This window comes from Natrinema sp. SYSU A 869, from assembly GCF_019879105.1.
GTDB lineage: Archaea > Halobacteriota > Halobacteria > Halobacteriales > Natrialbaceae > Natrinema.
In genome coordinates, this window is sequence record NZ_CP082249.1 from 2,776,490 (window position 1) to 2,788,514 (window position 12,025).

Genomic DNA, 12,025 nt, shown 5'->3' on the forward strand with positions numbered 1-12,025 from the left:
GACGTCGTCACACGAACAGCAACAGCACGGCGTAGCCGGCCGCTCCAATGGCGAAGGCCCAGAACCCACTCTCGCGATTTGACGGCAGTTCCTCCTTGATCACATTGAGGACGATTCCGCCTGCCAGAAACGGGACGCAGACGGAGACGAGGAGTTCGGTGTCCTCGAGGACGTATCCGCCAGCGAAGCCGATGAGTACCGCCGCAGATAGTACCCACCGGCCTCGACGGTGGTACGTCGGGCCGTGGTGTTCTCGAAGGCCGTCGTCGGTCACGAGGAAGTGGAGTGCCATGGCAGTGACGAACAGGAGCGGGCTGCCGAGTTCGCGATCCCAGAGGAGGTAGCCGACGATCGAATTGTAGGCCGCGAACGAGCCGACGTGAATCCAGAATACCCCCGTCCCGGCGGGCTCGTCGTCCAATCCCGGATCGGTGCTCGTCCAGCGGGCGAGTCGTTCGAGGCCATAGAAGGTGACGAATCCCAGCAGAGCGATCAGATAGCCGTACTGCTCAGCAAAGGCTGTCGGCGTTCCGTGTTCCTTGAGCGTCGCCGCGGCCGCCCCGACCTCGGGGAGGAGGTGGACGAACACGTACGCGACCGAGACGCCGCCGGCGAGGGACAGCCACCGGCTCCGCGGAATCCGGCCGCCAAATCCCAGCCGGCCGGCGAAGAGGTGGACCAGTGCGAGTATGATCGCGAGCACAAGGAGACCCACCCCGTCGGGGCGCAGTGCGCCGGTCGAGAGCATCGACGTGGACGAACCACCCCTGCGAACGTAGACCTGTGGCCGGCAGCTTTAGTCGTCGACGCTGTGGGTTCGATCAGTCCCGACCATCGGCATCGCATCGCCGACCGTCCCTGCAGTCCGCCGGACGAGACGACCGAACGCCCGCCGGCGGCTGATGAACAGCACCGTTCCGAGGACGATGTAGATGCCGCTATAGATGAGCAGGAGGTCGGTACTCGAGACCGGAAGTGCGACGAACTCACGGATGATGACGAACTCGAGGAGGACCTGCGAGAGGAACAGGACGAGCAGCGTGATCGCTTCCCGAACCGATATTTGAAGCCGATCAGGAGGGCGATAGCGAAGAACGACTGGGCGGCGGTCAGCCAGATTTCCGCCGACTGTTTGAAGTCGAAGGCGAGCACGCCGTACCGACCGAGCGCGAGCGAGTGGACGACGACGAGAGTCCCGATCAGCAGCGTCCACTGGTTGAGCTTTGACGAGATCAAGGCGTTAAAGCCCGCGGTCGAGCGGGCCTTGTTCACCAGATAGACGACGACGATGAGTTCCGGCGCTTCGGAGGCCAGCGGCGCGATCCACTGGATCATGAAGAAGGAGGGGATGCCGACGCTCTCGCCGAGGTGCTCGAGCCCGTGGGCGAAGGGCTCGACGGCGGTGAAGATCATTGTGCCGGAGTAGATGAAGAGCACGAGGACGGTCGCGATACGAAGCGGTCTCGAAAAGCGCTGGAGGTATGCCGGCACGCCGACGTGGTCCATGTCCGGTTCGACCTCGCCGCGGAGGATCACCGCGATGTAACAGACGTAGAGCCCGACCAGGAACAGCATGTCGAAGATATCGATCCCGCCGTTGAGCGGGACGAGGAACGCCCAGAGCGTCGCGAGCAAGAGGAAGACGATCTCGAGGCCGATCTCCCGGTCCAAGATTACGACGTCCGTGAGGAAGCCCGGTCGTTTCTCGACCGAGGGATCGACCGACGACCCCCGGCGAAAGATCGTAAAGAGGGCGACGCCGGCCCAGCCGATGCCGATGAGGATCCGGTTCGCGCCGGTCATGTTGGCGACGGCCAGGTTGCCTGCCTCGATCCCGCGTTCGGTGCCCGCGAACACGCCCGCGTTCCAGGCGTAGAGCGCGTCGACGGCGTATTCTGGCGCGACGGCCAACACGGCGAGCACCGCGATCGCGAACGCCTGGGGGACGTCCTTCTCGGCGGTCTCGGCGGCCCACGCGAGGAGGAACGCGGCCCCGAGAACGGCGAGTCCGGTCAGGATCACTGTCCAGAACGTCGATAGCGTGCTGAACCGGGCCGGTGCTTGGTATTCGACTCCCGCGACCGCTGTGAGCCAGGGAAGAATATCGGTCGCTCCCACAATGGCGACCCAGGGAAGCGTCAGTGCGACTGCGGCCGATATTGCGCCGAGTGCTCGTCGTCTCATGGAAATCGTCTAGGAACGCGTACTGGTTGAACGGTCATACGTGGTACGGTGCGATGCTAATGTTGCCTGCTACTGCTACTACTGCGGCGTTTGTTCCTCGAACGGCTGAACGACCACGAATCCCTCCGAGCCCGTAAACTCGAGTTGGTAGGTCTCGTCGGAGGACTGGCCGATCATATTCGAGAGTGCGTTGTCGACGTGGCTGCCGGGCGTCGTCCCGCTCCAGGCGACAGTCGCGCTGGGATCGGTTCTGACCGGCGGGCGGAGGACCAGCGGCTCGCCGTGGGTCGTGATCGCGACGGTGCCCGGCCCCTCGAGGAAGACGTTAGTCATGCCGCCGGCCGAGAAGCCCGCAATGCTCTCGACGGTCCGAATCTCGTAGGTCACGCTCGACTCGAACGCGAGCACGTCGTTCCCGTTGACCGAGATCGACTGACCGGCATTGAGCTCGAGGAGCTGGATCTTCTTCTCTTGATCCGCGAGATAGAGATGGCCGGTACCGGTCGCTTCCATCACCGGCGTCCCTTCACCCGTCGCCGCCTCCTTGAGGAAGCCGGTAATCCTGCCTTCGGCGGAGGACTTCCCCTCGAAGGAAACGTCGCCGTCGTACGCGATCATCGAGCCGGCCTTCGCGATCACCGACCCGTCGAGGGCGACATCCAGTAGCTTGCTACTCTCGAGTTGAAACGTTCTACCGCCGTCCGCGGGTTCGTTCGCGCTGACGAATTCGTCGACGTTCATTGGACACCGAGCCGTGATTCAGCTCTATTGGCCCCCTTCGAATCGATCCGTCAAATAGTTATCTATATGTTATTTTGGGTGTATGAATAGTGGTCGACCGCCGATCACGATCTGTACCGATCGAAATCGACCGTCCTCTCGGCGGCCATCGTCAGGGCGTCCGAGTTGCCGCTTGCGATCATCGGAATTACCGGGGCGTCGGAGGCGTCGACAACGTACAGCCCCTCGAGCGGGCGGCCGTTCCCGGAAGCGGCGGTCAGTCGACGGATCAATCGGGCGATAGTCACGGCCGAAACGTGGGTCGGGCGATCGATCCATTCCCGAGCGGGCCGGCGAACACCGAAACGTATTCGCCTGTACCAACAGGTACGGAAACTAATGACTATATTTCCACACGACAACACCCCGCACGCTGCGGTGATACCGGTCGGCGATCCGTCGCCGGCGGCGTGTGAGGAAGTCGCCGAGACGTTACGCGAGACGTTCGAGATGCAGGTTCCGATCCGACAGCCGATCGAGGAACCCTCACGAACGGGTTCGGATGACCACAGAGCGAGTTGGGTCCTCAAGCACATCGAGGACGAAACTCCGGCCGTCGACCTCGCCGTCGGCGTCACCGAGAGCAGGATCAGGATGAGTCGCGATCAGACCGCGGTGTTCGGCGTCGCGGCCGAGTTCGAGACGGTCGGGGTCGTCTCGACGGCTCGGCTGCTCGAGGGCACCGAGCCGACCGACCTCGAGCGCGAGCGGTTGGCCAAAGAGACTCGGTCGGTCGCCGGAACGATGCTCGGACTGCGAACGCACCTGCACGACGGTGGCGATGGCCAGCCGTGCGCCGTTGCGCCCGGAACGACCCGCCGTCAGCTGGATGCAGCACCGGCGACCTACTGCGAGGACTGCCGGAACGCGCTTACGGACGCCTCGACGTACCCGAAACCGCCGACACCCGACGACTGGACCGTCCGAACGCGCGCCGAGTCCGACGGACCCGCTGCCGGTGATGATCGCAGCGGCCGAACGTGGGTCGACTATCTCCTGGCACCGATCGGGTTCGTCATCATCGGGGTGATCGAGTTCGTCGCGCTGCTCGGGCCCGTCGTCAATCGACTCCCGCGTCCCGGCACCGGGTCCACTCGAGACCTGCCGGAATCGGTACACACGATCTATCGGACCGCCAAATTCTGGACGAACATCGTCCTCTATCTCGCGAGTATCTTCTGCTGGCTGCTCCTCACCGTGTCCGTCCACGACCGGTTTTTCGGCCCCGAGTTCTCTGACCCCGCCGCTATCGGGATCGTACTGGTGAGCATCGTATTCGGCGTGTTCACGGCCTGGATGATCAAAGGGATCGTCGGCGGGATCTACGACGGCCTCCGGGTCGTCGCCGACGAGGAGTGGTCATAGTTCAGGCGCCGAGGAAAAACTGGGCGATTCCGGTCAGCCAGAGGAAGCCCGCGAGGCCGACGACGCCCTCGAGTGTGCCCAGCGAGACGCTCTTGAACAGTACCCGCCGCCGCTCCGCGAGCAGCGTCTCGGGCGATTTGTCGGAGATGACGCCCCCGCCGTCCTCCTGTGCCGTTACGAGTACGGCCTTTCCGTCGGTCACTCCGGCGTCGTCGTCCGGTACCGCCCGGCCGTAGACAAACACCTCGTCGCCGGGCGCGAGGTACTCGTAGGCGTATTTTCGGTCGCGCTCGAGCCCCTGATCGGGCAGGTTGTTCACCGAGGCAAACGACGCGAGATCCTCGTCGAGGGCCTCGTGACTGGCGACCTCCCTCGACCACTGGCGGTCCGCGGAGAGATCCAGCCGCAGGTCCGACGCATCGACGCGGATGCCGGCCACGTCAGTCGCGTCGTCGGCAACCCCCTCGAGGACGAACGGCGGCGCGATCCGCTCGTCGACGTGGGCCGTCTCGAGTTTGTTGGTGTCCTCGACGGTCATGTCGTAGCAGACGGCTCGCTCCCGGCCGCCGAACGGAACCCGCTCGGATCCCCCGTCGGGTCGGGCCGTCCCCACGAGCGCCGTCTTACCGAACGCGACCGACTCGAGCGACGAGCGGGGCCGATCGACGATCGCAGCCCGTTCCTCGTAGCGCTCGAAGCCCGAGCGAACGGTCACAATTCCGATGAGGACGAGCGAGCCCGAGCCGAGAACCAGCGTCGCGTAGAGGATGATCGCGAGGATCACGTCTCGGTCGTCGAGCCGACCGCGAGGCGATCACCGACGTCGACGCCCTCGTGGGCCCCGCGGGACGCCACGAAGGGCTGCCGGCGGGTAAACCCGCGACGACCGGCGAAGGTCGACTCCGGAAACGTGTTCAACAACGCGTTGTACGTGGCGACGGCCTCATTGTACTGCTCGCGGCGATCCTCGAGCCGTTGCTCGAGGCGCTGAATCGAGTCAGACAGCTCCGCGAACCGGTCGTTCGACGCCAGCTCCGGGTGTTCGTCCGACAGCGCGTAGACCTCCCGGGTCGCCTCCCGGAGCGAGACTGCAACCGCGGCAGCCTCCTCGGGGGACTGGGCCTCGATCGCCCCCTCGCGAGCGTCGACGAGACCAGCGAGCAGGTCCCGTTCGTGGGCGACGTGTTCGTTCGTCAAGTCGATCAGTTGCTCGAGTTCGGACTGTCGCCGTTCCAGCAGGACCTCGATATCGGCCCAGGTCTTCTCGCAGTGCTCGTGGGCGTCCACGACCCGGGTCTGTGCGTGTCCGAGATACCGGACGATGCTGTACCCAACAATGAGGACCGCGAATCCGAGGAGTACCGTTCCGAAGAGACTCATGGCTTTCCGATAGTTCGGATACAGTGAGTTATACGTTTTGTTAGGTCTCCGGATCCGTCGCGAGCGATCGTTCGGTCCCGAAATCACCGACTCGAGGAGCAGCGGGGCAGCGCGACCGGGCCGATCACACGGCAGCCCCGTCTTGAACGGCCTGAACGTGTAACGCGCGGGTCGAACTGCGACCGCGGGGGAGTGGTCGATAGATGGCCCCCGGTCGTCGGACGTGGATGGCCCTTCTCGTCGTGATCGTACTGATCGTCGCAGTCGCGACATACAGCCTGCTCGTGGTGAATCAACCACGGATCGAATCGGTCGACAACGAGTGGGGGACTGTCACGAGCGAACGGACCGAAATCGAAACCCGCATCGGCGTCGACAATCCCCGATTGCTCCGCGTCGGTGATGCTGCGGCGGACGTCTCGTATACGGTCTCGCTGAACGATATTGAGGTCGCTACGGAGCGTAAACGGCAGATAGATGCCGCCGGCACGGAGAGCGAAATTGCCGTCTCGACGTGGCTCGACAACGACGACATTCCGGCGTGGTGGGCGAGCCACGTCGAGCGAAACGAGACGACGACGGTACGAATCGAACCGGACATCGTTGTCGAGTATGCCGGTATCCACCGCTCGGCGGATCAGTGGACGCAGACCCGAACCGTCCGCACTGATTTGCTCGAGCCGTTGCAGACGACCGAGAGTCAGAGGTTCGAAGCCGGCGGGCAGACAATGTTCATCGTCAACGAGACGGGCGCTCAATGGGGGAACGCCACCCCTAACCGAACACCGATTGAGGCGTCGGCGACGGTCACGAACCCGATGGCGATACCGATCCCGATCACGGAGATCCGATACACCATCCAACTGAACGGCATCGTCGTCGGGGACGGCGTCGCCGGCGAACAGTTCCTCCTCGAGCCGGAGCGGACGCAGACGCTCGAGGCGAACGCGACGATTGACAACGACAACCTCGACGAGTGGTGGGTGACACACCTCCGAAACAACGAGACGTCGACCCTGTCGGTCGAGTTCGACGCGACGCTCGAATTTGGTGGAGCCGAGCGAGAGGTTCCGCTGGAGTTCCTCTCCTACGAGCGGACGGTCCAGACGGACATGCTCGGATCGTCGGACACCGAGGCGGCCGGGTCGGCGGACGCCGATACGGCCGCCTCGTCGGACGGACGGGAGTCGGACCGGACTCGAAATCGGACCTCGACCGCGAATCGGTCCTGAGACCGCTGTCGGGTCGAGCTTTTTCAAACTGCTCTCCGAACGTCTCGGGTATGACCGACTTCCGCGGGGCGTGGACCGGAGACGACGTCGAGGCCTTCCTGCAGGAGACGACCGTGCCGATTCGGATCGCCACCCGGCGGCCGGACGGATCGCTGTGGCTCGTCACGCTGTGGTACCGCTATCGGGACGGCGCGCTCGAGTGTGCGACACGAGCGAACGCGGACGTGGTGCGATTCCTTCGGAACGATCCGGAGATCGCCTTCGACATCTCGACGAACGACATCCCCTACCGCGGGATCAGGGGTAACGGGACCGTCGAAATCGAACCCGACGGCAGGCCGGTCCTGCGGGATCTCGTGGAACGCTACCTCGGCGGCACGGACTCCTCGCTCGCCGAGTGGTTGCTCGACGAGGACCGCGAGGAGGTCGGGATCCGGATCGAGCCTCGAGAGATCTACAGCTGGGACTACAGCGAGCGAATGGGTGAGGGCGCGAGCGACCGCACAGCGTAGCGGGGCGGCTCGAGCCGTCGGACGGGCGACCGGTGCCCGCTCTGATTTCCGTCGATGTCCGCTCTGGTCACCGTCGATAGCGTTCTCGGTAGCAGTACCGGGTCAGCGCGTCGGTGTGGAGAGTACCGGCCGTGTCGGACGGACGGATCGCCGATCCGACGACGTTGCGAGCCATCGGAAACCGAGCGTCGGCGAACGAGCAGGCCGGTGGTTCGTCGTGGAAGTAACACCGTCATCGAACCGAGGCTCGCGTCTCGGGAACGGACACGCCGATCAGTAGCCGTCGAGGACGTGTTCTGCGGCGATCTCGCCCCCTTTCACGCAGGCCACGGTTCCGAGTCCAGGCCACGTCGTGTCTCCGGAGAGATAGAAGCCGTCGATTCCAATGTCCTGGGGTACAGCGCGTTGATTCGTGTTCCGGAGCGTCTGTCTGTGCCCGCCGATCGCGCCGCGCGGTCGACTGTTATGATAGAATGACGACAAATCGCGGTACCGATTGCCGACCGACTGCATCACCGATCGTTTCGTCGATGATCTAGCGCGTCCCTCACCGGTTGATACGGTCGAGAACGTCGTCGCCAGCTTCTCTCCGAGATAAGGAATCCGTTATCACGTCACGGGGATAAATCATGTGTGACTGCTATCGTCGTCTGCTCGGAGGGGTCGGCGCGAACGACTGGAAGGCCGGTCTCGAGTCGATTTCCGACCCGTCGCTCTTTCGAACCATCTGGAAGAGGCCGCAGTGGTGTGGACCACCGCCGAACGCCTCGATCGAAACCTGACAGTCGGCTAATCTGCAATTACGGCTATCCGTCTCGTCAACGGTACTGGAACTATATTGTGCTTGCAACGCTATATCGAATGGGTCGATGAGCACTGAAACATCCACACGGGGAGACCGAACAACGTGCAACGAGTGTGGCCTGCCGTACTACGCCGACGAGAACGACGCCTGTCCGTATTGCGAGCGTGCATCCCACAGCGCGCAATCGGGTTCGGCGTCGACGGAATCAGAATCGAGACCGGCAGATACGAACGCCACAGACGCGAAGTCGGACGAAACCACTCGATCACTTCTCCAACGGATCTCGAATAGAGTCCGAGAGGTGTTGAGCAGCGGGTAATGCCGCCTCAGTCGTCGGCACTCGGTTTAACGGCTTTCTTTCCGTCGGATTCGTCCCCGCGCGGGAAGTTGTCGATTGTTTCGTTGCGGAACGCCTCTTCGTCGAACTCGTAGTCGTCGCCGAGGAAATCGAGCAGCGTGTGCGTGTCGCGCATGGCGTTCTTGAGACACGTCGAGGCACCCGGCGATGGCGTGATGTTGAAGATGACGTCGTCGCCAACGATCTTGGCCTCACCCATATCCAGGGACTTGTTCTTCGTGTCGACGATCTGCGGCCGGACGCCGCCGTAGCCCTTGGCGCGTTCGATGTCTTCGAGTTCAACGCTCGGGACGACCTTCTGGACGTGGGGCAGGAACTGTTTCCGGCCGACGTTCGGGAGATCGTAGACGAGGTTCCGGAGCACGTACGGCAGGAGGATACGATCCGAGAGAATATTGGCGTAGCTCAGGAACGCCGCCGCGTTCAGCCCGAAGACATCGAGGAAGTCCTTCACGGTCGAGATGCGGCCGCGCTCGAGCGTGGGGACGAGTTTCGCGGTCGGCCCGAACCGCGTAATACTGCCGTCGTGGACGTCCGCGTCGCCGTGGACGGCGGCGAAGGGCAGTTTCTTCATCTGGAGCGTGTAGACCTTGCCGTTCAGGAGATCGTCCGCGAGGAAGAAGCTCCCAGCGATTGGGAGCAGGACCTTATCCTGGCCGTAGCCGAGTTCCTTGGCCATCTGGAGGCTGTGCGAGCCGGCGGCAACGACGGTGGCGTCGCAGTCGAAGCGGTCGTCGTCCGTTTCGATCGTGTAGCCGTCGAGCGTCGGCGTGATGTCCTCGACTGCTGTCCCGGTGAAGACGTCGACGTTCGCCTCGTCTTTTGCCTCCGCGACGAACGACTTCGTCGTCTCGCCGTAGTCGACGACGTAGCCGTCCGGCGTTTGAAGTGCAAGCATGTCCTTCGAGGGGTCGCGGCCCTCGACGACCTTCGGTTCGATCTCGCCGATCTCTTCGCGGTCGATCGGCTGGAGTTTCGGGTAGAGGTCGCCGAAGCCCTCGTCTTCGTAGCGCCCTTCAAGCTCCGTGACTTCGTCCTCGCCGACCCCCAGCACCATCTTGCTGCGTTTCGAGTGCATCTCCCGGTCGGGGTCCTGATTCTCTAGATAGCCGGCGAGGAGCTCCGCGCCCTCTTTTACCTCCTCGGCCTTCTCGAGCGTATAGTTAGTCTCGATGTCCCCGAAGTGGAGGGTCTGAGAGTTATTCGTGTGGTGAGAATTGATCGCTGCGATCTCTGATTCCTTCTCGATCAGGGCGATCGAATCGATATCAGTGAACTTCGCGGTCGTGTATAGAAGCGACGCGCCACTGATACCGCCGCCGACGATTACTAAGTCATATTTACCAGACATTATTGGATCGTATGGGTCGGTATATCAACCGCTCGACTCCAGACCTATAACTCATATTTTTTCGATCGAACTTTCGACGGTTGCCGAAACCCCTATCGACGACTGTAAGCTCGCCTCTGAGAGGGCGGCTGTGACGAGTTGCGAAAACCAATATCTCCGCAGACCGGAGCGCTCTCTTGCACCTTCCTCGATCTTCGATCTCCCGCGTTCGCGTCGTCGTTCTCGTTTCTCATCCCAAGAATCGCATCGTTGTTCGACCGAATAGTCTCGACATTCAACGTACCGGTGAAGCGCGTTCGCCTCGAAACTGGGAGCGAAAACCTGTGTGCGAACTGTGATACCCTTGTCGGCGCTCCCGTGAAACGGAATGAACTGCATGAAAATTGTAAACTGAATCGACGGTCGGGGTCCCGCGATGGTATCGGTCTGCGTCGGTAGCGATGGTCGCGCTACTCCCGGGAGTCGGTATCCTGATAGATGACGTAGCCACATGCCTTGCAGTGTGACGCGTCGCGGTCGTGAAACGAGAGTCGAATGCGGTCCGACTAGACTTTAGGTGCTCGCCCTGAACAGCACACGTGAATTCTAACGAGGTCCGTCGCCAGTGGGCAGAGCGGACCGGAGCGTACTCACCGGAGTATTACGCCTACTACGGCCCCGACAAGCGGAGCGAGGCGATCTACAGTCGGCTCGAGCAGTCCGTCGACCGAGACGCGGCCATCCTCGAACTCGGCTGTAGTTCGGGTCGCCACCTCGCACACCTCCACGACCACGGTTTCGAGAACCTGCACGGGATCGACGTCAACGACGACGCGTTCGACGTGATGGACGAGACCTACCCCGACCTCGCCGCCGACGGGACGTTCTACCACGACACGATCGAAGCCGTCGTCGGCGATTTCGAGGACGGCCAGTTTGACGCCGTCTACTCCGTGGAAACGCTCCAGCACCTCCACCCGGACGCCGAGTGGGTCCTTGAGGAACTGACGCGGATCACCGACAACCTCCTCATTACCGTCGAAAACGAAGGCGAGGGCGACCAGTCGGAGTCGGACAAGCCCGACGTGAGCTACGTTAACGACGATTTCCCGCTCTACCACCGCAACTGGAATCGGGTCTTCACCGAGTTGGGCCTCCACGAGGTCGACGCCGAGTCGGGGAAGCGAGATACCGTCCGAGCGTTCCGCACTTCTCAGGAATAGTCGGTCGACTGCGCATCTCGAGGCGGTCGACTGCGATGGATTACAACGCTTCGATCGGAAGGGTATGCGCTCGAGGCGGTCGACGATTCCGATTTCGGCTCGGAACGCGGGCTACTCGCCCGAACTCGAGGGACGCGGTTCGTCTGGGTCGTCCTGTCCCGAATCGTCCTCGTCCGTCTCGGCTGAGTCATCGCCGGACGATTCGTCGACCGCTTTGCTGACTGTCTTTTCGACTTCCTCGCTGACAGTGTCACTGACCGTCTCCTCGACCTCCTTGGTGACCGTGTCGGTAACCGTCTCTTCGACCGTCTTGGTCACGTCCTCACTGACAGTCTCCCCAACTTTTTCGGCCACGTTGTCGACTTCTTTGCTGACCGTGTCGCTAACCGTCTCTTCGACCTCTTTGCTGACCGTGTCGCTGACCGTTTCCTCGACTTCCTTACTAACTGTGTCACTGACTGTCTCTTCGACTTCCTTGCTGACCGTGTCACTGACCGTTTCCTCGACTTCCTTACTAACTGTCTCTCCGACCTCCTTGCTGACCGTATCACTGACCGTCTCCTCGACTTCCTTACTGACTGTGTCGCTGACCGTCTCTTCGACCCGTTCGGCAACCTCAGTCGTCATCCAATTGGGGTCGAACCGGGCCATCTTCCACGCGACGTGGATGACGTAGGAGACCAACACGCCGAGCCCGAACGCGATGCCGATTCCAGTCTCGACTGCGACGATGAGCACAATCGCAGCGAAAATCATAATCCCGTACGCGAGGTCGACCGCAAAGTCGACGCGAGTCGGATTCATCGGACAGAACTCTCGAGTGAGATAGTATAATCGGTTTCCGAGTACATTATCG

General features: G+C 62.4%; 12 protein-coding genes and 1 pseudogene. 4 read left to right on the forward strand and 9 right to left on the reverse strand.

The features are described from left to right. Positions 1–7: 7 nt before the first annotated feature. From K6I40_RS21895 to K6I40_RS21910, 4 genes and pseudogenes are all read right to left on the reverse strand, one after another. Positions 8–748 carry a ZIP family metal transporter gene (locus K6I40_RS21895; protein ID WP_222916583.1) on the reverse strand — a complete coding sequence of 247 codons (741 nt, stop codon included), beginning with the start codon at positions 746–748 and terminating at the stop codon, positions 8–10. A 48-nt stretch (positions 749–796) separates the two neighbouring features. Beyond that, positions 797–2,184, reverse strand: a pseudogene (locus K6I40_RS21900) (sodium:calcium antiporter). A 78-nt stretch (positions 2,185–2,262) separates the two neighbouring features. Then, positions 2,263–2,925 (reverse strand): AIM24 family protein, encoded by a 663-nt coding sequence (locus K6I40_RS21905; RefSeq protein ID WP_222916585.1) that lies wholly within the window; start codon positions 2,923–2,925, stop codon positions 2,263–2,265. 104 nt (positions 2,926–3,029) lie between these two features. Beyond that, positions 3,030–3,212 (reverse strand): hypothetical protein, encoded by a 183-nt coding sequence (locus K6I40_RS21910; RefSeq protein WP_222916587.1) that lies wholly within the window; start codon positions 3,210–3,212, stop codon positions 3,030–3,032. A gap of 91 nt (positions 3,213–3,303) precedes the next feature. On the opposite strand from K6I40_RS21910, the gene K6I40_RS21915 reads away from it, so the two are divergent. Beyond that, positions 3,304–4,329, forward strand: coding sequence for a peptidase zinc-dependent (locus K6I40_RS21915; RefSeq protein ID WP_222916589.1), 1,026 nt, complete (start codon positions 3,304–3,306; stop codon positions 4,327–4,329). 1 nt (position 4,330) lies between these two features. On the opposite strand, the gene K6I40_RS21920 is transcribed toward K6I40_RS21915, so the two are convergent. Both K6I40_RS21920 and K6I40_RS21925 read right to left on the reverse strand, forming a co-directional pair. After that, positions 4,331–5,113: a hypothetical protein gene (locus K6I40_RS21920; RefSeq protein WP_222916591.1), complete on the reverse strand. Its 783-nt coding sequence runs from the start codon at positions 5,111–5,113 to the stop codon at positions 4,331–4,333. After that, a complete protein-coding gene (locus K6I40_RS21925; RefSeq protein ID WP_222916593.1) occupies positions 5,110–5,709 on the reverse strand; it encodes a LemA family protein in 600 nt (199 codons plus the stop codon). The genes K6I40_RS21920 and K6I40_RS21925 overlap by 4 nt, the downstream gene beginning before the upstream one ends. 203 nt (positions 5,710–5,912) lie before the next feature. On the opposite strand from K6I40_RS21925, the gene K6I40_RS21930 reads away from it, so the two are divergent. Next, complete coding sequence (locus tag K6I40_RS21930; RefSeq protein WP_222916595.1) at positions 5,913–6,941, forward strand: LEA type 2 family protein; 1,029 nt, start codon at positions 5,913–5,915, stop codon at positions 6,939–6,941. A gap of 50 nt (positions 6,942–6,991) precedes the next feature. Then, positions 6,992–7,453, forward strand: coding sequence for a pyridoxamine 5'-phosphate oxidase family protein (locus K6I40_RS21935; protein ID WP_222916597.1), 462 nt, complete (start codon positions 6,992–6,994; stop codon positions 7,451–7,453). A 273-nt stretch (positions 7,454–7,726) separates the two neighbouring features. Here K6I40_RS21935 and K6I40_RS21940 read toward each other — a convergent pair whose 3' ends face one another. Together K6I40_RS21940 and K6I40_RS21945 are read right to left on the reverse strand one after the other, a co-directional pair. Then, positions 7,727–7,969 carry a hypothetical protein gene (locus tag K6I40_RS21940; protein WP_222916599.1) on the reverse strand — a complete coding sequence of 81 codons (243 nt, stop codon included), beginning with the start codon at positions 7,967–7,969 and terminating at the stop codon, positions 7,727–7,729. A gap of 615 nt (positions 7,970–8,584) precedes the next feature. Next, the gene (locus tag K6I40_RS21945; protein ID WP_222916601.1) at positions 8,585–9,967 is read right to left on the reverse strand and encodes an FAD-dependent oxidoreductase; all 1,383 of its coding nucleotides are present in this window, start codon (positions 9,965–9,967) and stop codon (positions 8,585–8,587) included. A gap of 578 nt (positions 9,968–10,545) precedes the next feature. Here K6I40_RS21945 and K6I40_RS21950 point away from each other — a divergent pair. Continuing rightward, positions 10,546–11,169 (forward strand): class I SAM-dependent methyltransferase, encoded by a 624-nt coding sequence (locus K6I40_RS21950; RefSeq protein WP_222916603.1) that lies wholly within the window; start codon positions 10,546–10,548, stop codon positions 11,167–11,169. A gap of 111 nt (positions 11,170–11,280) precedes the next feature. Here the strand turns inward: K6I40_RS21950 and K6I40_RS21955 are convergent, their stop codons facing one another. Beyond that, a complete protein-coding gene (locus K6I40_RS21955; protein WP_222916605.1) occupies positions 11,281–11,973 on the reverse strand; it encodes a hypothetical protein in 693 nt (230 codons plus the stop codon). Positions 11,974–12,025 lie beyond the last annotated feature (52 nt).